This is a genomic window from Streptomyces sirii (assembly GCF_045690365.1).
Taxonomy (GTDB): Bacteria; Actinomycetota; Actinomycetes; order Streptomycetales; family Streptomycetaceae; genus Streptomyces; species Streptomyces sirii.
The window spans coordinates 1-25,307 of record NZ_CP147982.1; the positions used below are offsets into that span (position 1 = coordinate 1).

Annotated in this window: 25 protein-coding genes and 2 pseudogenes; 17 read left to right on the forward strand and 10 right to left on the reverse strand. The window is 70.1% G+C overall.

Features of this window, described 5'->3' with window-relative positions; genetic code table 11:
• A pseudogene (locus WAB15_RS00005) lies at nt 1–229 on the forward strand (lanthionine synthetase LanC family protein); the annotation flags it as partial.
• Between the two features lie 61 nt (nt 230–290).
• A complete protein-coding gene (locus WAB15_RS00010; RefSeq protein WP_399149298.1) occupies nt 291–419 on the forward strand; it encodes a hypothetical protein in 129 nt (42 codons plus the stop codon).
• Between the two features lie 144 nt (nt 420–563).
• Here WAB15_RS00010 and WAB15_RS00015 read toward each other — a convergent pair whose 3' ends face one another.
• Nucleotides 564–1,037, reverse strand: coding sequence for a hypothetical protein (locus tag WAB15_RS00015; protein WP_407284774.1), 474 nt, complete (start codon nt 1,035–1,037; stop codon nt 564–566).
• A 98-nt stretch (nt 1,038–1,135) separates the two neighbouring features.
• Entirely contained in the window at nt 1,136–2,122 is a 987-nt protein-coding gene (locus tag WAB15_RS00020) for a GlxA family transcriptional regulator (RefSeq protein ID WP_407284775.1), read from the reverse strand.
• Nucleotides 2,123–2,248: 126 nt separating this feature from the next.
• Here WAB15_RS00020 and WAB15_RS00025 point away from each other — a divergent pair, with 126 nt between their 5' ends.
• The 3 genes from WAB15_RS00025 (at nt 2,249) to WAB15_RS00035 (ending at nt 5,959) form a co-directional block, all read left to right on the forward strand.
• On the forward strand, nt 2,249–3,226 hold the full coding sequence (locus WAB15_RS00025; RefSeq protein WP_407289123.1) for an NADP-dependent oxidoreductase: 978 nt from the start codon (nt 2,249–2,251) through the stop codon (nt 3,224–3,226).
• Nucleotides 3,227–3,767: 541 nt separating this feature from the next.
• A complete protein-coding gene (locus WAB15_RS00030) occupies nt 3,768–5,213 on the forward strand; it encodes a glycosyltransferase family 39 protein (protein WP_407284776.1) in 1,446 nt (481 codons plus the stop codon).
• Nucleotides 5,210–5,959 carry an MBL fold metallo-hydrolase gene (locus tag WAB15_RS00035; RefSeq protein ID WP_407284777.1) on the forward strand — a complete coding sequence of 250 codons (750 nt, stop codon included), beginning with the start codon at nt 5,210–5,212 and terminating at the stop codon, nt 5,957–5,959. The genes WAB15_RS00030 and WAB15_RS00035 overlap by 4 nt, the downstream gene beginning before the upstream one ends.
• Before the next feature lie 23 nt (nt 5,960–5,982).
• Here the strand turns inward: WAB15_RS00035 and WAB15_RS00040 are convergent, their stop codons facing one another.
• From WAB15_RS00040 to WAB15_RS00050, 3 genes are all read right to left on the reverse strand, one after another.
• Complete coding sequence (locus tag WAB15_RS00040; protein ID WP_407284778.1) at nt 5,983–6,858, reverse strand: hypothetical protein; 876 nt, start codon at nt 6,856–6,858, stop codon at nt 5,983–5,985.
• A gap of 132 nt (nt 6,859–6,990) precedes the next feature.
• Nucleotides 6,991–8,091: a M20 family metallopeptidase gene (locus WAB15_RS00045; protein ID WP_407284779.1), complete on the reverse strand. Its 1,101-nt coding sequence runs from the start codon at nt 8,089–8,091 to the stop codon at nt 6,991–6,993.
• 106 nt (nt 8,092–8,197) lie between these two features.
• On the reverse strand, nt 8,198–8,380 hold the full coding sequence (locus tag WAB15_RS00050) for a pentapeptide repeat-containing protein (protein WP_407289124.1): 183 nt from the start codon (nt 8,378–8,380) through the stop codon (nt 8,198–8,200).
• 138 nt (nt 8,381–8,518) lie between these two features.
• Between WAB15_RS00050 and WAB15_RS00055 the strand changes: the two genes are divergently transcribed.
• The gene (locus WAB15_RS00055; protein WP_407284780.1) at nt 8,519–9,838 is read left to right on the forward strand and encodes an Ig-like domain-containing protein; all 1,320 of its coding nucleotides are present in this window, start codon (nt 8,519–8,521) and stop codon (nt 9,836–9,838) included.
• 230 nt (nt 9,839–10,068) lie between these two features.
• Complete coding sequence (locus tag WAB15_RS00060; RefSeq protein WP_407284781.1) at nt 10,069–10,674, forward strand: hypothetical protein; 606 nt, start codon at nt 10,069–10,071, stop codon at nt 10,672–10,674.
• A 257-nt stretch (nt 10,675–10,931) separates the two neighbouring features.
• Here WAB15_RS00060 and WAB15_RS00065 read toward each other — a convergent pair whose 3' ends face one another.
• Nucleotides 10,932–11,219: a hypothetical protein gene (locus WAB15_RS00065; RefSeq protein ID WP_399149287.1), complete on the reverse strand. Its 288-nt coding sequence runs from the start codon at nt 11,217–11,219 to the stop codon at nt 10,932–10,934.
• Nucleotides 11,219–11,872 carry an HNH endonuclease family protein gene (locus WAB15_RS00070; RefSeq protein ID WP_399149286.1) on the reverse strand — a complete coding sequence of 218 codons (654 nt, stop codon included), beginning with the start codon at nt 11,870–11,872 and terminating at the stop codon, nt 11,219–11,221. Before WAB15_RS00070 ends, WAB15_RS00065 begins: the two co-directional genes overlap by 1 nt.
• Before the next feature lie 495 nt (nt 11,873–12,367).
• Here WAB15_RS00070 and WAB15_RS00075 point away from each other — a divergent pair, with 495 nt between their 5' ends.
• Together WAB15_RS00075 and WAB15_RS00080 are read left to right on the forward strand one after the other, a co-directional pair.
• Complete coding sequence (locus WAB15_RS00075) at nt 12,368–13,180, forward strand: hypothetical protein (RefSeq protein ID WP_407284782.1); 813 nt, start codon at nt 12,368–12,370, stop codon at nt 13,178–13,180.
• Nucleotides 13,177–13,836 carry a class F sortase gene (locus WAB15_RS00080; protein WP_407284783.1) on the forward strand — a complete coding sequence of 220 codons (660 nt, stop codon included), beginning with the start codon at nt 13,177–13,179 and terminating at the stop codon, nt 13,834–13,836. Before WAB15_RS00075 ends, WAB15_RS00080 begins: the two co-directional genes overlap by 4 nt.
• Nucleotides 13,837–14,011: 175 nt before the next feature.
• Here the strand turns inward: WAB15_RS00080 and WAB15_RS00085 are convergent, their stop codons facing one another.
• Nucleotides 14,012–14,374, reverse strand: a complete 363-nt coding sequence (locus WAB15_RS00085; protein ID WP_399149283.1) for a hypothetical protein — start codon at nt 14,372–14,374, stop codon at nt 14,012–14,014.
• 96 nt (nt 14,375–14,470) lie between these two features.
• Between WAB15_RS00085 and WAB15_RS00090 the strand changes: the two are divergent.
• From WAB15_RS00090 to WAB15_RS00100, 3 genes and pseudogenes are all read left to right on the forward strand, one after another.
• A pseudogene (locus WAB15_RS00090) lies at nt 14,471–15,091 on the forward strand (DUF2268 domain-containing protein); the annotation flags it as partial.
• A gap of 595 nt (nt 15,092–15,686) precedes the next feature.
• Nucleotides 15,687–16,259, forward strand: coding sequence for an RNA polymerase sigma factor (locus WAB15_RS00095; RefSeq protein ID WP_407284784.1), 573 nt, complete (start codon nt 15,687–15,689; stop codon nt 16,257–16,259).
• A gap of 5 nt (nt 16,260–16,264) precedes the next feature.
• Nucleotides 16,265–18,046: an IclR family transcriptional regulator C-terminal domain-containing protein gene (locus WAB15_RS00100; protein ID WP_407284785.1), complete on the forward strand. Its 1,782-nt coding sequence runs from the start codon at nt 16,265–16,267 to the stop codon at nt 18,044–18,046.
• Between the two features lie 525 nt (nt 18,047–18,571).
• Here the strand turns inward: WAB15_RS00100 and WAB15_RS00105 are convergent.
• Both WAB15_RS00105 and WAB15_RS00110 read right to left on the reverse strand, forming a co-directional pair.
• Complete coding sequence (locus WAB15_RS00105; protein WP_407284786.1) at nt 18,572–19,222, reverse strand: PhzF family phenazine biosynthesis protein; 651 nt, start codon at nt 19,220–19,222, stop codon at nt 18,572–18,574.
• Nucleotides 19,223–19,331: 109 nt separating this feature from the next.
• A complete protein-coding gene (locus WAB15_RS00110) occupies nt 19,332–20,390 on the reverse strand; it encodes a class I SAM-dependent methyltransferase (protein WP_407284787.1) in 1,059 nt (352 codons plus the stop codon).
• Between the two features lie 435 nt (nt 20,391–20,825).
• On the opposite strand from WAB15_RS00110, the gene WAB15_RS00115 reads away from it, so the two are divergent.
• The 5 genes from WAB15_RS00115 (at nt 20,826) to WAB15_RS00135 (ending at nt 25,296) form a co-directional block, all read left to right on the forward strand.
• A complete protein-coding gene (locus WAB15_RS00115; protein WP_407284788.1) occupies nt 20,826–21,128 on the forward strand; it encodes a hypothetical protein in 303 nt (100 codons plus the stop codon).
• A 124-nt stretch (nt 21,129–21,252) separates the two neighbouring features.
• Nucleotides 21,253–21,528, forward strand: coding sequence for a hypothetical protein (locus tag WAB15_RS00120; RefSeq protein ID WP_407284789.1), 276 nt, complete (start codon nt 21,253–21,255; stop codon nt 21,526–21,528).
• Nucleotides 21,529–21,776: 248 nt separating this feature from the next.
• Nucleotides 21,777–23,012 (forward strand): lycopene cyclase family protein, encoded by a 1,236-nt coding sequence (locus tag WAB15_RS00125; RefSeq protein ID WP_407284790.1) that lies wholly within the window; start codon nt 21,777–21,779, stop codon nt 23,010–23,012.
• Nucleotides 23,009–23,740, forward strand: coding sequence for a class I SAM-dependent methyltransferase (locus WAB15_RS00130; protein WP_407284791.1), 732 nt, complete (start codon nt 23,009–23,011; stop codon nt 23,738–23,740). Before WAB15_RS00125 ends, WAB15_RS00130 begins: the two co-directional genes overlap by 4 nt.
• Nucleotides 23,737–25,296, forward strand: coding sequence for an FAD-dependent oxidoreductase (locus WAB15_RS00135; RefSeq protein WP_407284792.1), 1,560 nt, complete (start codon nt 23,737–23,739; stop codon nt 25,294–25,296). The genes WAB15_RS00130 and WAB15_RS00135 overlap by 4 nt, the downstream gene beginning before the upstream one ends.
• The last annotated feature ends 11 nt before the right edge of the window (nt 25,297–25,307 follow it).

Consider the following 25,307-nt stretch of genomic DNA (forward strand, 5'->3'; position numbering starts at 1 on the left):
CACAGGCGTAGGCGCAGCCCCAGACACAGCCCGGGAGAATAGCGGCGAGGGTCCGGGGCGCGGTGGGCCGGCAGCCGCCTGGTGGCCGCAGTGCCCGGGCGACGCCGAGCCCGCACGGTCGGTCCACTGGTGCAGCGGATCCTCGGGCATCGGCACGTTTCTCGTCCGGCTCTGGCAGGCCACCGGCGACGCGACGGCCCTCGACCTCGCTCTGGCGGCAGGTGAGGCGGTGCTGCGCGCCCGATGGCGACCGCAGCAGAAAACACCCCACCTCACACCTGGAGGCACACATGACGGACGACATGGACTTCGTACAGCTGCAGCACTCGCTGGAGGAGTTGCCGGACATCACACCGGAGGACCCGACCGACCACGGTGAGACGGCCGTCTGTCTGATCACCCTCAACGGCGCACTCTGATCGTCCTTGTCGGCCCCGTCGGGTCCGACACTTCCCGCGGCGCCGGGGCGGACGACCGCCTCGGCGCTTCGGACACCCGTCACCGCGGAGCTGCGCAGGTGGCGTAATGACGTGATCGCCTATGGCGGAACCACCGGAGTGGAACTACCGAAGTGGTCCTCGCTCGTCAACGTGGACCGAGGGCTCCGACAGGAACACATCGGCGTCCACGGGTCCGTACGCGATGTTGAAGGTGTCCATCCAGTACGACCAGTCCTGCATCCCCGATGCACTACTGAAACGGTAGTTGAGCTGCCAGCGGACCCACTGGCCCGGAGCGAGGCGAACGGCCGGGGGCCTGCGCGGTCGAGGCGGGAGGCCGAACAGGGGCTCCACCCTGGGCTGGACCCGCAGTCGACCGTCTGCTTCCCGGAGCTGTACGTCGACCCGGCGCACGTCCTCCTCGCCGTCATACGGCTCGAAGCCGTTTTGCTCATACATACGGACCACATGCGCGGACGAAGGCGCCATGCTGGGGATGACGAAGCCGACCGGAGTCGCGTTCCTGCGGGCGGCGGCCTCTCCGCCCCGGGATTTCTTCGTCCAAGTCGTCCGTATCCACTGGACGGCGATCTCCACGGCCTCATCCTCTCCTCTGCGAACTCCCGCGAACTCGTCGACGAGCGCACCACCTTGTGCGCGCCCGGCTGCCCGCTCACGTGCACCTCATTACCGGCTTACGCGCCCCCGTCACCCTGGCCACCCCCATCGCCCCGGAAAGTGCGGCGGTACGCCTGAGGGGCGACACCGATCGCGGCGTGGAGGTGCTGGCGCAGTGAGACGCCGGTGCCGAAGCCGGCGCGGTGGGCGACGAGATCGACGGGCCATTCGGTGGTTTCCAGCAAGCGGCGTGCGAGATCGACGCGTTGCCGGGTGAGCCATTGGCCGGGGGTGGTGCCGGCTTCGTCGCGGAAGCGGCGGGTGAAGGTGCGTACGCTCATGTTGGCGTGGGCGGCGAGGTCGGCCAGGGTGAGGCGTTCGGCGAGGTGTTCCAGGGCCCACGCCTGCGTGGGTGCGGTGCTGGTGGCCCGTGTGTCGGGGACGGGCCGCTGGATGTACTGGGCCTGGCCGCCGTCGCGCCAGGGCGGTACGACGCAGGAGCGGGCGACCTCGTTGGCGATCTGACTGCCGTGGTCGCGGCGGACGAGGTGCAGGCACAGGTCGATGCCCGCGGCGACTCCGGCGGAGGTGAGGATGTCGCCGTCGTCGACGAACAGGACATCGGGGTCGACGCGGGTCGTGGTGAACATCCGCTGCAGCCGGTCGGCCTCCCGCCAGTGGGTGGTGGCGGGCCGGTGGTCGAGCAGCCCGGCGGCGGCCAGAACGTATGTGGCGGTGCAGATGCCCACGATCCGGGTGCCGGGGCGGATGCCGGCCAGGGCGTCGCGCAGTGCGCCCGGCAGCCTGCCCTCCTCGCGGATCGGGCCGAGGGCCTGGGAGGGCGGGATGACGACGGTGTCGACGACGGTCAGCAGGGAGGCGTCGTGGGTGACGCTGAGGCCGTAGTCGGACTCGGTGCGTACCGGGCGGCCGTCCAGGCTGCAGGTGGTCACGGTATAGAGCCGGGTGCCCGCCATGTCTCGGGCGGCGCCGAAGATGCGGGCGGGGATGCCGAGCTCGAAGGGGACGACTCCGTCCAGGGCCAGTACGCCGACGTGGTGCATGGCCAGATCCTTTCAGGTCGTGGCCATCAGGCCGCTACTGGGGATCCTGTGGCTCCGACAGGCTGAGGACGTGCCCGGGAAACCGGTACACACCACGACAAGTGCCACCGGAAAGCGAACATGACCATGCCTCAGGCCACCGTCAGCCCTGCCCCCGCAACCATGCGTGCCGTCTCCCAGGACACCCCGGGGAGTCCCGACGTCCTCAAGGTCGTCGAGATGCCCCGCCCCCGGCCCGGCCGGGGCGAGATCCTGGTCCGGGTGCACGCGGCGGGTGTGAACCCGGCCGACTGGAAGACCCGCGAGCGGGGTGTGTTCGCCAACGGGGCGAAGCCTCCGTTCATCCTGGGCTTCGACGTCTCCGGAGTGGTGGCGGAGACCGGCGACGGCGTCACCCTCTTCCAGCCGGGTGACGAGGTCTTCGGAATGCCGCGCTTCCCGCATCCGGCCGGCGCCTACGCCGAGTACGTCACCGCCCCGGCCCGCCATTTCGCCCCTCGCCCCAAGGGCTTGAGCCACCTCCAGGCCGGTGCCCTGCCGCTGGCCTCGCTCACCGCCTGGCAGGCCCTGGTGGACACCGCGCACGTCCAGCCGGGCCGGCGCGTGCTCATCCATGCCGCCGCGGGCGGCGTGGGCCACCTGGCCGTCCAGATCGCCAAGGCCCGGGGCGCCCATGTGATCGGCACCGCCAGCGCCGCCAAGCACGAACTGCTGCGCTCGCTCGGCGCGGACGAACTCGTCGACTACCGGACCGAGGATTTCGCCGAGACCGTCCGCGACGTGGATGTGGTCCTGGACAGCCTCGGCGGCGAGAACTGGGTCCGCTCCCTGCGCACCCTGCGCCCCGGCGGAACGCTGATCTCGATCCTGCCGCTGGACGACGCCTTCCCCTACCAGAAGGCCGAAGCGGCCGGGGTGCGGGCGGTGTTCATGCTCGTCGAACCCGACCAGGCGGGGCTGCGCGCGATCAGCTCCCTGGTCGAAGACGGTCGACTGCGCGTCATCGCGGACGCGGTCTTCCCCCTTGAGGAGGCCGCCGCCGCCCACGCCCTCGGGGAGACCGGCCGCACCACCGGAAAGATCGTCCTCTCCGTCACCTCATGACGGGCCAGCCACCGATCCGATCCCTTCCCTTCCCTTCCCTTCCCTTCCTTCCGTGGCGGTACGTCAGGCGCCGCACACCCACCCCGGACCGCCGTCATCCGGCCCGCCCGCACCAGGCCGGCCCCGTACCGACAAGGGCGACGACACCATCGCCACATTCCCAACCGCTCCGAATATCCCCATAACCGCTCTGAAAGCAGCCACAAACTTGGAAATGATGAAACTTTGTTCTACCTTCTCAGCGAGAATTCGGCGATCTTCACTCGGCCGTCTGGCTGATGAAGCGGGCCGCGTCGAAGGGGCAGGACCAGCTGCCTGGCCGAGCTGACGCCATCGGCCAGGGGGGCCCGTGCAAAGCGGTCGCATACGCATGTCCAGTCACAGCGGCATATCCAGTCGCCTGCGCATATCCGTCTGGGCCGGCCCTGCCTGCCTCGCGCTCGCTCTCGGCCTGTGGGGCATCACACGCGAACACAGCATGTGGCGGGATGAAGCGGCGACTTGGCAGGCAGCCCATCGGTCACTGGCCGACATCGCGCACATGGTCGGTCAGGTCGACATCGTCCACGGCCTCTACTACGTGGTGATGCACACGGTGTTCGCCCTCTTCGGCGACAGTCTGCCCACCCTGCGACTGCCCTCGGTGCTCGCCACCGCGATCGCCTGCGGATTGACTGCCCTGATCGGGGCCCGGCTCGCGGATCGCTGGGTCGGCATCGGTGCCGGGTGCGGTCTGGCAGTCATTCCCGCGGTCCAGGAACACGCCCAGGAAGGACGGCCATACGGACTCGTCCTCGCCTTTGTCGCACTCGCGACCTGGCTTCTGGTGGGCGCCCTGGAGCAGCCGAACCGCAGACGGTGGACCTGCTATGCGGGTGCGGTGCTGATCGCCGCGCTGCTCAACTGGTTCTCGCTGCTCGCGCTTGTCGCCCACGGTGTCACCATGGCGTACGTCCGCCCCGACCGGGCACGTGTCATCGGGTGGGCGCTCGCGTCCTGCAGCGCCCTCGCCGCGGCTCTACCGCTGATTCTGGCCAGCCAGGAACAGGCCGGGCAGGTCTCGTGGATCAAACCGCTGGGCTGGTCGACGGTGCTCGGCGTGCTGATCACCGTGGCGATCGCCACCCTCGGGGCGCGCACACCACAGGCACGCACGACACAGGCACACGCGACACACGGCAGCCGCGAGGAGACGCCTTTCGCCCGGGTGAACCTCGCGGCCGTCGCGCTGCCACTGTGCGCACTGCCCCAGGTCGGCCTGGCGCTGGCTTCCGTCATCAAACCGCTCTACGTCACGCGCTACGTCCTGTTCGCCTACGTCGGCCTGGCACTGCTCCTGGGCGCCCTACTGGCCGCGATCGCGGTGCGCCTCAAAGCGCAGCCCCGGGTGCTCTTCCCCGCCGTTGTCGCCGTCGCTCTGGTGGCACTGCTGCCGATGGAACTCCGACTGCGTACCGAACCCAGCCGCGTCGACGACGTACTCACCGCAGCTCACCTCGTCGACCGCGTCCGCCACTCGGGCGACGGCGTGGTCTACATCCCCGCCGCACGCCGCGACACCGCACTCGTCTCACCGGACACCTTCCAAGGCCTCCGGGACCTGGCCCTGGCCCAGAGCCCGACGGCGTCGGGAACCCTGAAGGGCATCGAGGCCGACCCGCGCACCATAGAGCGCGCCATGCTCGACACACCTCGGATAGTGCTCGTCACCGACCCCGGGGCGCCGGCCCCCGACACGGAACGCGACCTCACCAAGCAACGCATCCTCGACAGTCACTTCGTGCGCCGCTCGACCAGTACGGAGCGCGGCCGCCAGGTGAGCGTCTACGAACGACGCCGGCCCGCCGGACGCGTCGGAGCCGCCGGATCCGACGGATCGTGCGGCTCGGCTCCCGGCTCGTCGTGCAGGGCAGGATTCGCCGGACGTTCGCGGCCGTACCACTCGACTGGAATATCTGCTCGGCCGACAGCGCTGGCACGGTCATGAACGCCCTCACCTACCTCGGCGGACCGACCGCGCTCATCGAATACGGCGGCCTGCGTCTGCTCACCGACCCGACCTTCGACGCCCCCGGCGACTACCCGATCGGCGAGCGCAAGCTCGTCAAGCTGGCCGGGCCCGCGCTGAGTACGGATGAGGTGGGCGCCGTCGACACGGTGCTGCTCTCGCACGACCAGCACCCGGACAACCTCGACAAGGCGGGACGCGGGTACGCCGCTGCCTCCCCGCTCGTACTGTCCACCCGCTCGGCAGCAGAGCGGCTCGGCGGACCGGTGCGGGCACTGCCCAACTGGGAGACGCACAAGATCGGTGACATACGCATCACGGGCACACCCGCGCAGCACGGGCCGGACGGAAGCGAGCATCTGGTCGGCGAGGTGACCGGCTTCGTGCTGAGCGGGGACGGACTGCCGACGGTGTACGTCAGCGGGGACAACGCCTCGCTGGATGTCGTGCGGCAGGTCGCAGGGCGGTCGGGGCCCATCGATGTGGCGGTGCTGTTCGTGGGTGCGGCCCGTACACCGCTGGTGGGCGATGCGGACCTCACACTCTCCAGCGCGAACGCGGCGCGGGCCACGGAGATCCTCGGTGCGCGGCGGGTCGTGCCGCTGCACTTCGAACAGTGGGGTCACTTCACTCAGGGTGCGGACAGCCTGACGGCCGCCTTCGCACAGGCCGGTCTGAGTGAGCGGCTGCATGTACCGAAGCCCGGCGAAACGGTCGAGCTCTAGCGGCCACTCTTTCACCCCTCAGCTCAGCCGCCGTCCGAAAACTCCTCGATTTCGGCCAGGGCGAGCTCAAAGATGCGCTGCTGATCCTCGGTCACCGGCACGTCCGACTCCCCGGCTTTTTCAGCGGCCTCCAGCCACTGGTAGATGATCACCTCGATGATGTCCGGCACACCTGTGCCCAACAGCATCTCGACCAGCTGCCAGGAGTGCGTCGTGACCGGGAACTTCGCCGCCCGGAAATGCGCCCTGGCTTCCTGCCATATCTTCCGCGCCGCCTCCGGTCCCTCGACATGGGCCGCGTCGTGCAACAGCCGGCACCAGCCGGCATCGATGCGGTCGATACAGCCGCTGAACTCGCTGTCCCAGGGACTGATTTCCGCGACTTCACGGAACAACGCGACTGCCGCGACACGATCGCCGGCGGAGTAGAGGTCGTTCGCCGGTTCCAACTTCGCATCCAACCGTTGCTGCGGCAGCGCCCCGTACTTGGCGATGTAGGCGTCCGTTTCCGCTATGTAGTCGCGGAACTGGTCTGCGCGCCTTCGCAGATCTTCGGAATACCACCACAGCTCAACGGTCTCGTCCTCGTCGACGCCGTTGGCTTCGGCTTCTTTGAGCAGCTCTACGGCCCGGTCGTTGTCCTCGTCCATGTCGTCCGGGTCCGGGCAGTCGTCCAGCTCGTACAGGCATGCATACGCCTGGACGAGCGCCAGCACACCACGCACCTTCTCGTCCACGGCTCCGGCCGCCAGATATTCGTCCACAGCCGACGAGACATGGGACCAGTACGTCCCGTCCGCCAACTCTCCGGCAGGCGTGAACAATGCGGCCATCCCCGGTGGCAGCTTCCCGGAGGTGAACATCGCGGTGACACTGGCGGGAACCGACGGCAGTTCCATACTTCCCCCTCAACACGGCTGATCGACGACGGTCAAGCACCGACCGGCCTCGTTCTTCTACGCGTCCTTCTACGGGTCCTTCTGTGGGTGCTTCTGTGGGTGCTTCTACGCGTCGATCTACGCAACCCTCGTCTACGCGTCCCGAATGGCGTTCACCAGGCCGGCAACAAGGTTCGCCCGCTCGGCCATGACATCGACCACCAGGTACTCGTGGTCGGCGTGGGCGCCGCCCCCGACCGCCCCAAGACCGTCGAGTGTGGGCACCCCGAGTGCGGCAGTGAAGTTGCCGTCGCTGCCGCCGCCGACGGCCTTGCCTTCGACTTCGGGAAGCAGCCTCGTCGCCACGGCGAAGAGCTCGGCCGATGCCGACTCGGGCATCGGGGGTCGGCCGACAGCTCCCTGGACCGTGATCTCCGCCTCGTCGATATGCGGAGCCAGCGCCGCGAACGCGGCTTCGATGCGTTCCTTCTCTCCGGCCGACTCGACCCGGACGTCGACGATGACGGTCGCCTCCGCGGGCACGACGTTGTCCAGCGTCCCTGCGGACGCGACGGTCGGGGTGACGGTCGTACCGATGTCGGGGCGACCGAGCGCCGCGATGTCCAGTACCTGGTGCGCGGCCTCGACCAGGGCGTTGACCCCGGCTGCCGGCTCAAGGCCCGCGTGCGACGCCCGGCCCGCGACAGAGACTTCGAACGTGCCGCAGCCCTTACGGCCGGTCTTCAGGGCTCCGCCGTCCGCGGCGCCCTCCATCACAAGTACAGCGCCACAGGCAAGGGCTCGTTCTTCGATGAGCGCTCGTGAAAAGCGGGAGCCGACCTCTTCGTCGGCGGTCACCAGGATCTCGACACCCGACCGGTCCTCGAGCGCAGCCAGGCCGTGAATGGCCTGTACGAGTCCGCCGAGCATGTCGAAGACTCCGGGGCCGGTCGCATGACCGTCTTCGACCATGAACGGGCGGCGCTCAAGGGTGCCGAGCGGAAACACCGTGTCGTGGTGACCGAGGATCAGTACTTTCGGATCGCCACCGGCCGACCAGTGGACGTGCGGCCCGGCTTCGCTCTCGACGAGGACGGCCTGCCCGCCGAGGCGGCTCTCGATGACGCCGACGACGGCTTTGGCCGATGCCCTCAAGGCGTCGAGGTCGCGCGACGGAGACTCGACTTCGACGAGTGTCCTGAGGTCCTCGAGCATCGCGTCAACACTCACCCGGCCGATCTTGTGCATCGTCATGCCGCAAGGGTAGTCGGCAGGCCGTGGCGCACCGTCGCCGCAGCATCACGCCGTAACCGACACCTCGATCCGGCTCCGGCTCCGGCTTCGGCTGGTGCTCGCGTTGTCATGAAGGCATGCCCCGGGTGCCCTTGAGGACCGCACCATCGAAGCCTGCGGTCGACAGGTTCTTCGCGCCGGTGAGATCGGCGCCGGTCAGGTCCGCGCCGGTGAAGTCCGCGTCGCGGAGATCGGCCTGCCTCAGGTCCGCGCCGCGCAGGATTGCGCGGGGCAGGCTGGCCCGGCGCAGATCGGCTTGCGGCGGGGTCGGCCAACGCGTCCACGGTCCGGCGGTACGGCGGTTATTAGCGGTTCTAAGAGGCGCGTTGAGAAATTCTCCCTAGGGTCGGCCGTCGATGTCGCATCCGTCCCTGGCCCGCCTTCCCGTATGGAGCTGCTCGTGACAACGCCGGACAACCCTGTACCTTCCCGGTTCCGTGCACCGCGCCACCGGCTGCTCCTGACCGAGCGGCCGCCGGCGCCCGGTGCTTGGTACCGGTCCCGGCAGATACGTGGCACGCTCACCGCATCGGCTCTGTTCGCGGCGGGGGCGCTGGCCCTGTCCGGGTGTGGCGAGGGCGGCTCGGCGGGCGGCGACGACGGCGAGAACGGTGCCGGCGCCAAGGGCTCCGGCATGAGGATCACGGTGTCGTCCAAGGACGGTGCCACCGGCGCCAGCATCGGCGGAACCCGTGTGCAGGTCAGCGGTGGCACATTGACCGAGGTGAAGCTGACCGCCGCGGAGTCCGGCAAGGAGGTGGCCGGCTCGATGGCGTCCGGCGGTGCCTCCTGGAAGCCGTCGGTGCAGCTGGAGCGCGGCACGAAGTACAAGATCGTGGCGAAGGCCAAGGACTCCGAGGGCCGTTCGGCCACCGAGAACGCCACGTTCACGACGGTCTCCTCGAAGAACAGCTTCATCGGCTCCTATGCTCCCGAGGGCGGCAAGACCGTGGGGGTCGGCATGCCGGTGTCGTTCGACTTCGACAAGGTGATCACCAACAAGAAGGACGTCCAGTCCCACATCACGGTGACCTCCAGCAGTGGCCAGCAGGTCGTCGGCCACTGGTTCGGCGCCCAGCGCCTGGACTTCCGCCCGGAGGACTACTGGAAGGCCGGCTCCAAGGTCACCATGAAGATCGACCTGGACGGCGTGAAGGGCGGCGACGGCATCACCGGCGTGCAGTCCAAGACGGTGACCTTCACCATCGGGCGCTCGCAGGTCTCCACCGTCGACATGGACACCCAGATGATGACGGTCAAGCGGGACGGCAAGACCCTCAAGTCCATCCCGATCTCCGGCGGCAGTCCCCAGAACCCGACCTACAACGGCCAGATGGTCATCTCGGAGAAGCTCCAGCAGACCCGCATGGACGGCTCGACCGTCGGCTTCGAGAATCCCGGGGAGTCCTACGACATCCCTGACGTGCCACACGCGATGCGGCTGTCGACCTCCGGCACCTTCCTCCACGGCAACTACTGGGGCAACGCTTCGATCTTCGGCCGCTCCGGCACCAGCCACGGCTGCATCGGCTTGCGGGACGTCAAGGGCGGTGGGGGTGACACACCGGGCAAGTGGTTCTTCGACGAGTCGCTGGTCGGCGATGTCGTCGTCGTGAAGAACTCGCCCGAGCAGACCGTCAAGCCGGACAACGGCCTCAATGGGTGGAACCTGTCGTGGAAGGAATGGCAGGCGGGCAGCGCGGCCTGACCGCGCCCGCAGCGCACGGTCAGGTACCTGGATACCTGGATGCTCGGATACCTGGAACCGAAAATCCAAGAAATGGCCTTAGAGGAGTTCGCCACCGTTCCGCTCCATGGCAGTAAGCCAGTGTGGTTTGCCGATTCCCCGATGTCTCTGTTGCCCAAAGCAGGCGGACCGGACGACGGGTGACCACACAGGCGCAATGCGTATCGGGCGGCAGCTATTGGTGACGCGGCGTGCAGGTCGTCGACAACCCCGACGTCCGCAAGTCCAGCCAGGACAACGTGGAGCCGTGGACGGGTCTGACGGCCGAGAAGGGCTGCACCATGCCCAATGAGAAGAAGGGAGGCGACAGCCCGCCGTGCGGCTTCGTGGGCGTACTGGAGAAGAAGTACCCCACCATCCAGTCCACGGCGGAGGTGACCGGGAAGGCCAAGCTCACCTACAAGACCCAGGCCACCGTCGGGCAGGACAAGGCCGAGACCAAGGGCTGGTCCGTCGGCGGGAAGGTCAGCGCATCGCTGGTACCCCCCGGCGACAAGGGCGGTGTCTCGCCCGGCGGCGAAGTCAACTTCACCTACAGCGAGTCCACCACCACGACCAACAAGTGGACGAGCATGGCGGAGCAGGGGGTGGAGATCGACGTACCGGAAGGGTCGGTCGGCTGGCTCGACGGACGTGCCAACGGCGGTACGTACATCGGCTACATCATCGCCAAGGAACACCTCGCCTCCGGCGGCACGGAGAAGCAGAAGCTCGTCGCCATACCGGCCCGCGTCACGGTCCAGGCACCCGGCAAGTCCACCCCGATGACCTGGGTCAAACGCGACTCCAAGATGTAGCTCTCCCCCGAACGGGTCCTCCGACCGGCTCGGACGTCATACCCATCCGTAAAGGAGCACTCATGCGTACTGAGAACGCACAGTCCAAGCACGACGGCAAGACGGTGAAGACCTTCGCCTTCCCCAAGGCGCCCGCCGACGACTGCTGACCGGCTCGACACCACCGCGGCCCCCGGCTCCGGCATCCGCCGGCCGGGGGCCGCCCGCGCTGACATCCAGGAGCGGGATCGCCGCAGCCCGTCCGGTACCCCGTCCCGTCACTGCCGGCCTGGTGCGGGGACGACGGCTCCGCCGCCATGACGTACGGCCTGCACGACGGCGGTGTGCAGGGCCCCCAGGCCACCCGGTGCCACGGCGACCGGGCTGCCGGTGAGCGTGTACCACTCCTCGGCGCCGGTGTACTGGATGTGCACCGCCACCCGGCCGCCGGGCTGGAGCGCGGTGGCGATGGTGAGGTCACCGGTGATGACACCCACCTCGTCGGTCATCGCGCCGCCGGGGCCGGCGGTCACCTCGTCGACGTGCCGTCGAGGTCCGGTGGGCATCAGGGGCAGGTGTCGAGCATCGAGGCGAGCCGGTCGGCCTCCGGCTGGGTCACCGACAGCTGGTAGATGTGTTTGACGTCCGTCCAGGCGCGGGCGTAGGTGCACCAGTAGCCGTGGCTCGGCGGGGTCCACTGGTCGGGCGACTGGTCGCCCTTGCTCCTGTTGGAGCCGGCGGAGACGGCGATCAGCTGCGAGTGCGCCAGGTCATTGGCGAACTGCTTGCGCCGGTCCGTCGTCCAGTCGTCGGCGCCCGACCGCCAGGCGTTGGCCAGGGGCACCATGTGGTCGATGTCCACCTGCGACGCCGCCGTCAGGGTCCTGTCGTCATAGAGGCTGCGCCAGGAACCGGAGACGGCTCGGCACTGCGCGTCCTGAGTGACGTTCTCGCCGTCACGCTTCAGCACGACCTCACGGGTGTCGCAGCTGTTTCCCTGCTGGCTCCAGTGCGGGAACTTCGCGCGCGAGTAACCGTTCATCGAATGTGGTGCCTCGATGGTCAGGTCCGCGAGCTCCGTGCGGACGACTTCCACCGAAGGCGGCTCGGGCATCTGGACGGGTACCGCGGCGGCCGGACTGACGCCGACCGGGCCGAGCACGGCGCCCAGCGCAAGAGTGACGACGCCAACTAACCACCGAACGCGTGTATTGATCATGCGTCACAAGTACCGGACACTCTCCCTCGGCAGAGCGCCATCACCCGGTCGGTGGCGTGTCCCCCAGCACCAGCTCCGATCCCGGGCCCGTAGCAATGCCGAGCGGCTCCTGCGAGCAGTGCCCCGCTCTCCAGTGGATGGTCCGGCATCCGGCCCGGCGGCCCGCCGCGCGAACTGGCTGCCGGCTCGGCCGACGGGTCTGGGTGCGACGGCCGTCGGGGCCGTCGAGGCCGTCAGGCAGCGGCCGTCGGAGAGGCGATCCTTCGCATGGCACATGAGGAGCCCGGAGGTCAAGAGAAGCCGTCGTTTTTTACGCATGTTGCCTCATCGGCCGGTGCGCTGAACGCGGCGTCGGTGGCTCCTCGTACTACGGGCTACTTGTGCCCGGGCGACACCGGGCGGTCAACTCGGGCCGCCTGGAGTCGCGTTGTACGGGCCTACGGACGAGACCACGGCGATCCCGACGGGGAGACCGCCGGAAGGGAACGAACGACCGTGACAACCCAGCGCACCGCTCGCCTCGCCGCCGTCCTCGCTCTGCCTGTCGCCCTGGCTCTCTCAGGTCTGACCGCCGCTCCGGCTCTCGCCGGGGACAAGGCGTACCAGATCAACCTGAAACCCCTGAACAACTCGGGGAGCCAAGGCACGGTGATGCTCAGCCTCAACGGCAACCAGCTGAGCGTGAAGATCGAGGCGGACGGGCTCGTCCCGGGCCAGCCGCATGCCCAGCACCTCCACGGCTCCACCGACGGTCACGACTTCCAGTGCCCGTCCGCGAGCGCCGACACGGACGGCGACGGGATCATCAACAACACCGAAGCCACGGTGCATTACGGCGATATCAACATCTCGCTCACCACCGACGGCGGCACCGGCCCGGACAGCGGGCTCGCCGTCGACCGCATGCCCAAGGCGGACGCCCAGGGCCACCTCTCCTACGAGCGCACCATCCCCGTGTCCCAGGACGTGGTCGAGCACATCAAGGACCTCCACGTGGTGGAGCACGGCATCGACCCCAACGGCAACAAGCAGTACGACTTCGGCGCGGGCAAGAGCGAACTCGATCCCAAGCTGCCCCAGGAAGCCACCGCCCCCACGAACTGCGGTGTCGTCGAGGGCGCCGCGGTCGGATCCATCCCGGTGGGCGGCGTCGAGACGGGTGGCGGATCGACCGAGAGTCACGAGATCCCCAGGGCCTTGGTGGGCGCCGGCGGACTCGCGTTCGTGGCGGCGGCCGGAGCGATCGTCGTGGGCCGCAGGAAGCGCTCGACCGCTGCCGCCGAGCCGGCCGGACGGAGCGCCGCGTGAGGGGCTGGGGAAGGCGCGAAGCCGTATCCTGCGCCGCGGCTGCGGCGTTGTTGCTGCTCGGCGGGTGTGCGGGCGGGGACCCCGCGTCGCAGGCACCCCCCGCCGGGCAGCAGCGCGCACAGGGCGGCCAGGCCGCCTCCGGAACGGAGAAGGGGACAGGAACTGAGAGCGGTCAGGGGGGTGAGCAGGAGACGGGGGGTGCGCGGAAAGCCGCTCCGCAGCGGATCTCCGTCCCGTCGCTCAACATCTCCTCCACCCTTGAGGCGTTGGGGAAGAAGAAGGACGGGGCGATGGAGACGCCCGTCGACCCCGACAAGGCGGGCTGGTACACGCCCGGCCCGGCTCCCGGCGAGAAGGGCCCGGCGGTGATCGCGGGCCATGTCAGCTGGAACGGCAAGCCGTCGGTGTTCCACCGGCTGTCCTCCCTGAAGGCCGGTGCGGCGATCGAGGTCGAGCGGGCGGACGGGAAGTCCGCGAAGTTCACCGTCAGCCGCGTCGCGCAGTACCCGAAGAACAAGTTCCCCACCATCGAGGTCTACAAGAACATCGACCGCCCGGGGCTGCGACTGATCACCTGCGGTGGCGATTACGACGCGTCGCAGCACTACTACCCGGACAACGTGGTGGTGTTCGCCGAGCTGAGCGAGGCGGAGTAGCACCGAAGTACCGGAAGGAGAGCAGCGCGACCGTCGCCCCGGGTGGCGGAGTCGGAGTCCGGCGTCCTATAGGGGCGCCGGACTCCGGCTGTCCGACGTCTCCTGTATCGAGAGCACACCGGCCGCGTTCCGGCTCCTGGGCCGCCGGCCGGATGGGGAGGTCGGGCGGTGAGCGTCAGCTGAGCGTCACGCAGGGAAGGCCGACGCTCTCGTCGCCGCGGAAGCCTTCCGCGCACAGCCGGGTGCCCGCTGGGAAACGGCGCTTCGGGTAGGCCTGGTCGCGGTAGGTCCGGAACTTGGCGACGTCCTCGGCTTTGGTGCGGGCGCTCCACAAGTCGGCGCTGTCGTTGGTGACCCACACACGTGCGGAAATCCTGTGCGGCTGGTTGGTGTTGACGACCGACACCTCCACCCTGCCCAGATACGTCCCCGTGTCGTAGGTCTCGATGCATACGGCGTGGTTGCACCACTTGCCGTCGGCGGTCGCGGGCGGCCCCGCGCTGAAGACGATGCCGACGGCAGCAGCCGTCGTTCCCATAGCTGTGACGATCTTCCGAAGGGTAGTCATGCCTGCTCAACGACCACCCCTGGCCCCTGTTACGCACCGTCAGCCGCCCTCGGGGACCGCCGCATCGAGCGGATCGGCGGTGCGGTGCCCGGCATCAAGCACGCCGAGACGGTGCATGTCGTCCTGGTGCTCGGCGATCCCGACGACGACCATCTGACGGTCCGCAGTTCCGGCTATTTCGGCATGGGCGGCATCCCGGGTGCGATCCACCTGACGATGTGGCCCACCGACACGAGCCTGCAGAAGATCGGCCATGCCGCCGCACACGAGCTCCATCACAACGTGCGCTATGCGAACGTGGTCTGGGATCCGATGGCCGTCACGGTCGGGGAACACGTCGTCGCCGAAGGTTTGGCCGAGGCGTTCGTACGGGAGCTGGCCGGCGAGCAGGCCATGGGTCCGTGGTCGCAGGCGCTGACCGGCGCCGAACTGGACCGCGCCTATGAGAAGGTCACCGCCGACATCCACGTGGCCGGGATGCAGAACCTGCCCGCGTACATCTTCGGCGACGCCGTCGCGCAGCTCATGGGACAACAGCCCGTAGGCCTGCCGGACTTCGCCGGCTACGCCGCAGGACTGCGGATCGTGGACGGGCACCTGGCGGCGTCCGGTCTGAACGCCGCCCAGAGCACCGCCTTGTCCGCACGCGAGATCCTCGCCAACGCGGGCGTGGCGACCAGCGCGTGACCGTCCGGAAGACGGTCACGCCGTAGGTGGGGGCGCCGGGGGTGGGGGCGCCGGGGGTGGGGGCAACGGTGCGGAAGGGGCGCGCGCCGTCGCCTCCGCCCCCCTCACTGCTCCCCTACTCGTCACGTCTGGGCCGGAGTTCACTCCTCCGAGTGAAGAGCGAGGTGGTGGAGGGAGAAGTGGTACCCAGGGCTCGTCAGAGGGGCGAGGACGCGCACCGCGTCCCAGTCCAATAGATGGAGACCACATACATGACGCCGTTCTTGGAGTGGACCGGGTACGTCTCGGCCGCCGTGAGCGCGGTGAACGCGCTGGGCACCCTGGTGCGCCTGCGCCGGAAGCGCAGCCCGGACGACGGGGGGACACCTCGGTCCAGAACGGCCGGGCGTCCGCGAACCATCGAGGGGCGTTGCCGGTGTGCCGCCGGCCTTCCGAGCACGGAGGCGTACGCGATCGGGGGTCAGGAGGCGTACCAGGTCGGGGAGCACCGGATGACGGTGCGGATCACGATCTGTGCTGATCCGACCGGCGGCAGTACGGCAGGCAGGGGGCCGGGCCCGTGGTAGGCGACGGCCTGTCCGGGGAGACTGTGGCGTTGGGCTCGGACGTTGGCCAGCGGCTGCTGGAGCACTACCCGGACTTCATGGCGGCCGAGCCGCAGAGGCTGCGGCACACCTATCCGGCGCTGTCGCTGGCCGCCTGCGAGGACATCGCGCAGGAGGCCTTCCTGCGCGTGGGGTCCAAAGCGGCTGCCGGAGGGCTCGCGGCGGATACGAACGTCGTGGCGTATCTGCGGCGTGCGGCCCGCAATCTCGCTGTCGACCGATCCCGCGAGCAACGTACGGGCAGGCGGCTGGTGTTGATGGGCGGCGATTCGCTGGCCGCCGTGCCGGAGCAGCGGGCGTTCGCGGAGGAGGACCCCCGGCTGGTCCTGGAGGATCTGGTGCTCCCCGCGATCGAAGGGATGCCGGAGAGCCTCCGGCGGCAGGTGGTGGACCTGCAGAGCCGGGGGCTGAGCGATCCGGAGATCGTCGCCAGGCTCGGCATACCCGCGGTCCGTCTCCACAATCTGCGGAACAAGGCGATTGCACATCTAAGGAGCACTCTCGCCGGGCATATTCGCGAAGGGCACCGAAAGAAGCAGCAGCACGGAAAGAAGGACAGGTGAGGGATGTGAGCAGGTACGACGACCACCGCGACGGGGCGGGGCGCCCGGAGCCAGTGGTCCCGACCGCGCTCGCGGAACTGCTGGGCCGGCTCACCGGAGCACCCGACTTCTGGGACCGGCCCTGTGGCGACTTCGGCCCCCTGACCTCCGAGTATGCGCTGTCCGCCGAGAAGCGCGCGCACGCCAACTCGCTGTACCGGCTGGGATCGAAGGCCTTGGCCCGGGAGGAGCTGGAGTCTGCCGCCGACTGGTTGGGCGCGGCGGCCGAGGCCGGTCACCCGGGGGCGTTGTTCCGGCTGGCCGCCCTGACCACGCGGGTGCGTGGCCAGGGACACGAGAGCGTACGGTTTCTCGTCGCGGAGGCCGCGCGGCATGGACACGGTGACGCCCGCGAGCTGTTGGCGGCGTCGGCACACCACGCGAGCGCCGAGTCGCCGGCGCATTCCGCGCTCGAAGATCCGCAGTTCGTCGACGAAGTGCGCGCCGGACTCCGCTGTGGCCCGCCGGCCGAGCCTGCGACGCACCAGGAAGGTGTGAGAGCCGGCGAGCGCCCCATAGCCGCAGCCGTGGAGGGAACGGAGGCGGCCTGCGCCAAGCTGGTCTGGGTGCCGGCGACCGGGCTGGGCCGACAGCACGGTCCCGAGCGGCCGGCGACACCTTGGCCGGCCGACGACCCCACGGTGGCCGAACAGCCGCGGCGCACACCGGCATGCGGTGCCACGGGCTCCGCCCACGGCCTGCTGCTGCCGCTGCCACCTGAGCAGCCCGTGTGCGGGCCCGCCGCCACCTTGCACGAAGACAGCGGGGACCGCGGGGACGGCGGGGACATGTACGACGGCAGCGGCTCCATGAACGACGGCAGGGGGAACGAGCCTTGGTGGTCGGCCCATGCGCTGCGTCCCGCGGTGCTGACGGAGATGGCCCGCCGCACTCCCGTACACATCGACACCCCTCAGCAATGGCGGGCGGCGGCCCAGGCCCTGGACATCCTCTACCTCGTCGACGCCGCGGGCGGCATCACCACCAGGGCGCTGGCCGTCCGGACCCGGCTCTCCCCCGCCGCGGTTGCCTGGCTGCTGCACTGGCTGCGTGGTCAGCATCTGATCTCCACCACCGCCGGCGCGCACTTCCCCGGCCCCCTCATGGCCATGACCCGCCACCCGGAGCAGCGCGCACAGCTACTCCAACGGACGCTCACCAGCCTGCGGGACCGCCTCGGTGCCGCGGTCTATGTCAGCGGCTATATGTCCGGAGACGTCAGAGTCCTCCAGTCCGCCTACGGGCCGGATGCGCCGGCGGTGACGGAGTACGTCGCCTTCCGCGACACCGCGCACGCCAGCGCCGTCGGCAAGAGCCTGCTGGCCCAGCTCGACTTCGACGGCCGGATGGACCATCTCGCCCGCTATCGGCCGATCAAGCTCACCGACCGCACCATCACCAATCCCCGGGCCCTGTTCGAGGCACTCGACGGACACGGCCCCCATGCCGCCCAGTTCGACCTCCTGGAGTACTCCCACCACGAAGTCTGTGTGGCGTTCCCGCTCGGCATTCCCGGACGCGCCACGTGTGTGGCCCTGTCCCTGCCCGCCGGACAACGCCACCGGCTCCTGCCCACCGCCCATGCCCTCAGCGAGCGCTCCGCAGCACTCCTGCTGACGCTGCTGCTGACGGAGGACCCGGTGACCGGCAGGCAGCCACGGGCAACACGCGCCTCCCCGGAACCCGACCCTGCCCCCGCGCACTCCGAGGCCCGTGCCTTGCCGTTATTCGCCACCCACCACCGATGACAAGCCCGCTGCTCGTACCGATCCTTCCTCGTCGAAGCCTGGTGGCCGTCCGCCGCGCGATCCTTGCGCGGCGGACGGCCCGCCGGTACATCGGCCCCTGGTTGGCCAGGCGTCAGACGGCGACTGCGGCATCCTGAGAAACCAGTTCCACCGCGGCGGATCGCCATCGGCCGACCAGCCGTACTCCCGTCCACCCAGTTTCTGGTCACACCGAACGTCATGGGCCTGACGAGCCCTTCGCACAACTCGGCCAGTGCTCGGACGGCGCAATGCGCGGTCATGCGCTCCAGCTCGATCGGATTCCGGTCGGGCGCGGGCTCCCACTGGAATCCGCGCTCCAGCACGATCGTCTGGCCGTCGTTGAAGATGTAATGCTCGGTCGGCTCCGGCGGCTCCGGCGGCTCCGGCGGCTCCGGCGGCTCCGACAGCCTCGTGTCTCGCATAGGCGTCGATTATGCGACGGAGAGCGGCCTCCTCTGGCTATGCGGTTGACCGGCTCGGGACGCAGTCACCCCCGGACACCGGCTACGTCGGCCTCTCACTCCTGACCCGGCCGCCCACTTCGATCAGGCCGTCCGACCGCGGGGCCGTAAGGATCTGCGAGCCGCGTCCCTGCGAGACGCGCAGCGGCCGGCCGAGGCGTGCGGTCAACAGGAGTGCTGCCGCGCCGGTGGCCTCATCCTCGTCGATGCCGTCGCCGCGACCGGGGAACCCGCGGGCCCTGACCTCGCCGGCCGCCTCGTCCTGCCATGCCCATGCGTAGATCCACTCTCCGGGCTCCGGTACGGCCAGCGCGTCCACCTCCGCCGCCGAGGGGTATTGCCGCAGCAGGCGCGGTGGTGCCCACTCGGCTCGCGCCTCGACCCAGGTGAACTCCCCTTCGGCCCGGGTCCGTACGACCCCGGCGGGCGTGACCAGAGCGGGCACGCCGAGCAGCCAGGCCGAGCCCACGCACGGGTACCCCGCGAAGGGAAGTCTCGAAGTGGGCGTGTAGATGTCGATGACGCCACGCTCGGGCTCGTCGATGAACACGGTCTCGCTGAAACCCACTCTCCTGGCGAAGGCCAGCCGCTCGGCCTCCGTAGGGACGGCGGTTCCGTCACGTACGACTCCGAGCGCGTTGCCGTATCGGCCGTCGGCACCGCAGAAGACGCGCAGCACGTCACAATCAGTCACCCGCGCAGTGAATCACGCCGGTCCCGGTCGGCAGGTCGGCTGGTCGACTCATCGCTCCATCGACTCGTCGACTGGCCGGCTCGGTCGCGGGCGCTTGCTGAGCCGGTCGTCAGTTGCGGCAGGCGACCACGCGGTAGGCGTTCGACAGACGGGTGCGGCGGGCGAGCGGTGCCAGGAGCGTGTCGAGGCCGAAGAGGGCGAGGAGCAAGGGGGCGGCGCTCAGATATGCCAGGGCGCGGGTGAGGCGGCTGATCCGCCCAGGTGCCGCGGGCAGCCAGGGGAGGTCTTCTCCCGGTAGTGCGGAGTTGAGCAGGTTGAGGGCGGCGGCGACCAGGTCGGTGGGGACGTGGGGTTCGCGGCGGTCGACGGCCTTGATGGTGAAGTCGTGCTGTTCCAACGCGCCGCGAAGGTTGCGCAGCGGGATGAGGTGCAGATGCTGCGGCTGAAGCCAGGGGACCCACCAGCGGCCCAGTAGCCGGGCCGAGAGGCACTGGGGGTCGGGCACCTCGATCAGCAGATGGCCGCCGGGGCGCAGAGCGGTGCGGGCGGCGGCGAGTTCCCGGCGGGGGTCGATGGTGTGTTCCAGGTAGTGGTGCATGCTCACCACGTCGTAACGGCCGGCGAGTTGACCGGACAGGTCGGTGAACGAGCCCTGGTAGGCGTGGGTGATGCGGCCGGTGCGGGCGGCGATCTCGACGCCTTCGCCTCGATCGAGGCCGTGGAATCGTGTGGTGGGGTGGATCGAGCGGGCCTCCGAGCAGAAGTGGCCGTGGCCCGTACCCACGTCCAGCCAGCGGGAGGGGCGCCCGAAGGGCACCAGTGCCCGGGCTCGGGCCCGGTAGAGCTTGCGGCAGATGCGCGAGGACGCCAGCCGTTCCATGGCCCGTTCGTTGAGGCCGTCGTAGCAGTCGCGGTAGTAGAACTCCAGGCCCTGCGCGTTCAGCCGGGGGTTTTGGAAGACATGGCCGCAGCCGTGACACTGCTCCAGCGTGAAGGACCCCGGTTTGCGCTGGATGAGGTCGGTGGTGCGCAGGCGCCGGCGGAGGTCGCGGCCGGAGCACCAGGGGCAGTCCTCTCGGCGGGGCTCGAAGAACCGTTCCAGCCCCTGCGCCAGGTCGCGCAGATAAGGAGGCCGTTGAGCGGCGATGCGGGTGCCTTTCGAGGGCATCGGGGTTCTCTCTCCACCCGGCGGGACGGGGGCGGCGTGCGTCGTGGGGCCTGGAGTCGGCAGGAGCCGAGGGACTCGGTGGGGTTCGGTGGGACTCGGGCCGGTCGGGAGCGGCAGATTAACATCATTTTTGTCCGATTTTGCGTAGCCGCATTCGCGCACGGACAAAGAAGGCCGAGTTCGGCGTGGCCTCGTACAGGCACGCATCCGGCACCGCGCGAGCGACGCCGCGGTGCCGGGCGAACCACCGATGACCTCCGGGAAGCGGCACGGCTACGGTGAAGTGGCCGGCTTGGGGGCAGCGACGGGCAACGGGTCCCGATACGATCAAGACCTCCCCGTGGCGCATCGCGCCGCCGTGGGCCACGGAGCCCGGCCCACCCATGCCGGTCCCCGTCAGAACCGCATCCGGATCCGCATAAGGACAACCCACCCGTGAAGAAGAGCGTGATAGCCGGCGTCGGCGCCCTCGGCCTGCTCATGGCCGCCGGCATCTACGAGGTCAGTGCCGCCGCCAGCGACCCGCTGACCCTCGCGGAATACTGGAAAATCAAGGCCGGCAGCAGCCAGAAAACCCTCCTGAAGTATGCCAACACATGCCAACAGGAAACCGAGGCCGAGCCCGCCGAGAACTACCCCGTCACCTGGACCTGCTACGGCGTCGACGGAATCAGCAGCGCGGTGTTCTTCTACTCCGAAGGCGAATTGTTCAGTAAGACGCAGACCGGGCTCCAATAGGTCGCACTCCCCCGGCGGCCGGACGCTGGGCCTCATCCCGGCCGTACCGCTGCGGGTCCTCGCCGTCCCTCATCGTGATCGTGGCCGATTGCCAGCACCCCGCGCGGCAGGGCACCCTTGCGTCATGTCATACGTAAGGCTCGAAGCCTGGATCGGCGGAGAGTGGCTCGAAGTGGACGCCGTGAGCGTCAGCCTGACGGAATCCGCTCTCACTCTTTCCTTTGAGCGCCAACGGTCCGAGGCCGGATACCGGAGCCTCATCTGGGAACCGCTGGAGAACTTCCTCCGGGAATACCGCAACGAGCCGCTCGTCGTCGTCCCGCAAGGACGCAACCTCCCGGTGATGTTCGGCCCCGGCGCCGCGGGACCCTTCCGGCTCTCGGAGATGCCGGAAGGCTGACCGATACACCGATCCCTCGCACCGCCGGCCGTCCTGGAGTAGGTCGTACGGCGGTGACGAGCCGTCACCCGATGCGGTCGCCTCCGGGCGGGCGGCGTTGCGGCGACTGGCATCGGCGCCTGTGACGTGATCGGCTGGACCGCCCGTCGCCGTCGGCCCGTGCCGGCGGCAGCGTGAAGGAGGCGGATGATGACCGGTCAGCGCGTTCGATCCCCGCGCGGGGCACCGGCGGTCGGACGGCGCGCGCGGTGAGCCGCCGCACCACCGCACCGGCCGGGTGGGCGGAGGCCGTCGTGGTGGGGGGCGGGGCGGCCGGACTGAGCCTCGCGCATTGGCTGACGCACACGGGGACCACCTCGCTGACCGTGGTGGAGGCGCCCGACGGACCGCTGCGACCCGCCGAGCGCACCTGGTGCTACTGGGACGACGCGCCCGGGGAGTTCGAGGACGCGGTGCTGGCCTCGTGGTCGCGGCTGCGGGTCCGCGGCACGGACGGCCGAGAAGTCACCACCGACACCGCACCGCTGCGCTATCGGATGCTGCGGTCCGCGCCCTTCGAGGCGCTGGTGCTCTCCCGGTTGGCGCGATACCCGCAGACACGTGTCCTGCGCGCGACGGCCCGGGCCGTGCGCACCGTGGCCGGCGGGGCCGAGGTCCGCTGTACCACCCCCGACGGCCGGGTTCGGCTCCTGCGGGGCCGGTACGTCTTCGACTCCCGGCCGCTGCGCCGTCTGCCACCGGCCCGCACGACGCTGCTGCAGCACTTCCGGGGCTGGTTCGTGCGCACGGCGGGGGCATGCTTCGACCCCGAGGTCGCGGACCTGATGGACTTCCGGGTGCCGCAGCCGCGCCACGGACTCGCGTTCGGCTACGTGCTGCCCCTCGCACCCGACCGGGCGCTGGTCGAGTACACCGAGTTCTCCCGCGCGCCGCTCGCCACGGCCGCGTACGAGACCGCGCTGCGCCACTACACCGGCGAGGTCCTGCGGCTGGGGGCGCTCACCGTGGAAGCGGCCGAGCAGGGCGTCATCCCGATGACCGACGCACGCTTCCCCCGCCGGATCGGGCCGGCCGTCTTCCGCGTCGGGGCGGCCGGCGGTGCCACCCGGCCGGCGACCGGCTACACCTTCGCCGCCGTGCAGCGGCAGAGCCGGGCGATCGCCGCCGCGCTGCGCGACGGGGGCGACCTCGCGCCCCGTCTGCACGGCCGGCGGGCGCTGGCCATGGATGCCGTGCTGCTGCGGGCGCTGGACACCGGCCGGATCGACGGCCCCGGGTTCTTCACCGACCTGTTCCGTCGGGTCCCGACGGCGCGGCTGCTGCGCTTCCTCGACGGCGCCACCACGCCCTGGGAGGAGTTCGGCATCGGCCTGCGCACGCCCGTCGGCCCGATGCTCCGCACCGCGGCGGAGCTGCCCTTCCTGCCCCGCCGCCCCGTAGCCGGGGTGCACGCGACCGCCCCGTCCGAGGAGAGCCGCCGATGACGCTGCTGCGCGACCACGACCTCACCCGCGCCTTCGACCACGCGTCCCACAGCTACGACCGCCTCACGGCGATGAACCCGGGCCACCGTGCCGACCTGCTGCGGTCGGCCCGCCGGCTGGGCCTGCCGCACGAGGGCGCCGGTCTGCACGTACTCGACCTCGGCTGCGGTACGGGCGCCTCCACCCGGGCCCTGCTGCATGCCGCTCCGCGCGCCCGGATCACCGCCGTCGACGCCTCCGCGGGCATGCTGGAACGCGCGCAGGCCAAACGGTGGCCCGCCGCGGTCCGGTTTCTGCATCTGACCGCCGAGGAACTGCGCACCGTCGACGAAGGTCCCTACGACGCCGTCTTCGCCGCCTATCTGCTGCGCAACGTCACCGACCCGGACGGTGTCCTCGCCGTCATGCGGGCCCTGCTGCGTTCCGGCGGGCGATTGGCCGTGCACGATTACAGCCTCAGCGGATCCCGGCTCCACCGGGCGGTGTGGACGGCGGTCTGCCAGGCACTGATCATCCCGGCGGGCACCCTGAACGGCGACCGGGCGCTCTACCGCCACTTGTGGCGCAGCGTCCTGGCCTTCGACACCGCCCCGGCGTTCGCGGCCCGGCTCGCGCGGGCCGGGTTCACCGGTGTGCGCACCGCCCCCGTCGCCGGCTGGCAGACCGGCATCGTCCACACCTTCCTCGGTCGCAACGGTTCCGCCCCGGTGACGGGGCCCGCCGTATGAGCGCCTTCGGTCGCGCCGGGGCCGTCCGGCGGGGCCGCGACCGCAAGGCGCAGGTTCTGATGCCCACCCCGGGCCGGGCGCGCTTCACCGGCGGCGAGGCACCTCGTGTCGCGGTGGTCGGCGGAGGCATCGCCGGTATCGCCGCGGCCACGGCGCTCGCCGAACGCGGTGTGCGGGTGACGCTCCACGAGCGGGAGACCTCGCTCGGCGGCCGCCTCGCCGGGTGGCGGACGTGCCTGGCGGACGGCTCGGAAGTGACCATGAGCCGCGGCTTCCACGCCTTCTTCCGCCAGTACTACAACCTGCGCGGTCTGCTGCGCCGGACCGACCCGGCTCTCACCTGCCTGACTCCCCTGCCCGACTACCCCCTGCGGCACAGCGGCGGACTGACCGACAGCTTCGCGCGAGTGCCCCGGACGCCGCCCTGGAGCGCGCTCGGATTCGTGGCCCTGAGCCCGACGTTCGGCTGGCGCGACCTCGCCTCGATGGACCCGCGTGCCGCGCTGCCGCTGCTCGACGTGCGGGTGCCCGAGGTCTACGGGCGCTTCGACGGTGTCCGCGCGACCGACTTCCTCGCCGGCGTCCGCTTCCCCGAGGCCGCGCACCATCTCGCGTTCGAGGTCTTCTCCCGCAGCTTCTTCGTCGACCCGCGCGAACTGTCCGCCGCCGAACTGCTGGTGATGTTCCACATCTACTTCCTCGGCTCCTCCGAGGGTCTGCTCTTCGACGTGCCGGGCGAGCCCTTCCCGCGGGCGCTGTGGGAGCCGCTGGGCGGCTATCTGGAGAAGCACGGCGTCGACATCCGCACCGGCACCCCGGTCGACGCGGTCCGCCCGGTGGGCGGCGATCTGGAGGTCGAGAGCGACGGGACGAGGGAGCGGCACCAGGCGGTGGTCCTCGCGCTCGACACGGCCGGACTGCGCGGCATCGTGGCGAGGTCGCCGGCTCTGGGGAGCGCGGGCTGGCGCGACGACGTCCAGGGGCTGCGCGCCGCACCGCCGTTTCTCGTCTCCCGCCTGTGGCTCGACCGGCCGGTGCGTGAGGACCGTGCCGGTTTCCTCGGCACCAGCGGATTCGGGGGCCTGGACAACGTCAGCGTCCTCGACCGCTGGGAGGGCGAGGCGGCCCGCTGGGCGACGCGCACCGGCGGTTCGGTGGTGGAGTTGCACGCCTATGCGGTCGATCCCGCGGCGGAGCCGAAGCGGGTGCAGGAGCGGCTCGTCGACCGGTTGCACGAGGTCTACCCGGAGACCCGGGAGGCGCGGATCGTGGACGCGCGCCACGAATGGCGGTCCGACTGCCCGCTGTTCGACGTCGGTGGCTACCACCGACGGCCGTCCGTACGGACCCCGCACCCGCGCGTGATGGTCGCCGGCGACCTGGTCCGCACCCGCCTTCCGGTGGCTTTGATGGAGCGGGCGGCGACCTCCGGCTTCCTGGCGGCCAACGCCCTGCTCACCGACTGGGGGATCCGCGGCCAGGTGCTGTGGACGGTGCCGCGGGCGGGCCGCTCCCGGGTCCTGCGGGCCCTGGCGGGTGCGGCGGCCCGCCGTTGAGCGGCGGGGCG

Excerpts from the sequence above, each read along its gene's own strand:
- WAB15_RS00010 (WP_399149298.1), top strand. The coding sequence starts at position 291 with ATGACGGACGACATGGACTTCGTACAGCTGCAGCACTCGCTGGAGGAG.
- WAB15_RS00020 (WP_407284775.1), bottom strand. The coding sequence starts at position 2,122 with ATGCACCACGTCGGCGTACTGGCCCTGGACGGAGTCGTCCCCTTCGAG.
- WAB15_RS00025 (WP_407289123.1), top strand. The coding sequence starts at position 2,249 with ATGCCTCAGGCCACCGTCAGCCCTGCCCCCGCAACCATGCGTGCCGTC.
- WAB15_RS00030 (WP_407284776.1), top strand. The coding sequence starts at position 3,768 with ATGGTCGGTCAGGTCGACATCGTCCACGGCCTCTACTACGTGGTGATG.
- WAB15_RS00035 (WP_407284777.1), top strand. The coding sequence starts at position 5,210 with ATGAACGCCCTCACCTACCTCGGCGGACCGACCGCGCTCATCGAATAC.
- WAB15_RS00040 (WP_407284778.1), bottom strand. The coding sequence starts at position 6,858 with ATGGAACTGCCGTCGGTTCCCGCCAGTGTCACCGCGATGTTCACCTCC.
- WAB15_RS00045 (WP_407284779.1), bottom strand. The coding sequence starts at position 8,091 with ATGACGATGCACAAGATCGGCCGGGTGAGTGTTGACGCGATGCTCGAG.
- WAB15_RS00055 (WP_407284780.1), top strand. The coding sequence starts at position 8,519 with ATGGAGCTGCTCGTGACAACGCCGGACAACCCTGTACCTTCCCGGTTC.
- WAB15_RS00065 (WP_399149287.1), bottom strand. The coding sequence starts at position 11,219 with ATGCCCACCGGACCTCGACGGCACGTCGACGAGGTGACCGCCGGCCCC.
- WAB15_RS00070 (WP_399149286.1), bottom strand. The coding sequence starts at position 11,872 with ATGATCAATACACGCGTTCGGTGGTTAGTTGGCGTCGTCACTCTTGCG.
- WAB15_RS00085 (WP_399149283.1), bottom strand. The coding sequence starts at position 14,374 with ATGGGAACGACGGCTGCTGCCGTCGGCATCGTCTTCAGCGCGGGGCCG.
- WAB15_RS00110 (WP_407284787.1), bottom strand. The coding sequence starts at position 20,390 with ATGCCCTCGAAAGGCACCCGCATCGCCGCTCAACGGCCTCCTTATCTG.
- WAB15_RS00120 (WP_407284789.1), top strand. The coding sequence starts at position 21,253 with ATGTCATACGTAAGGCTCGAAGCCTGGATCGGCGGAGAGTGGCTCGAA.
- WAB15_RS00130 (WP_407284791.1), top strand. The coding sequence starts at position 23,009 with ATGACGCTGCTGCGCGACCACGACCTCACCCGCGCCTTCGACCACGCG.
- WAB15_RS00135 (WP_407284792.1), top strand. The coding sequence starts at position 23,737 with ATGAGCGCCTTCGGTCGCGCCGGGGCCGTCCGGCGGGGCCGCGACCGC.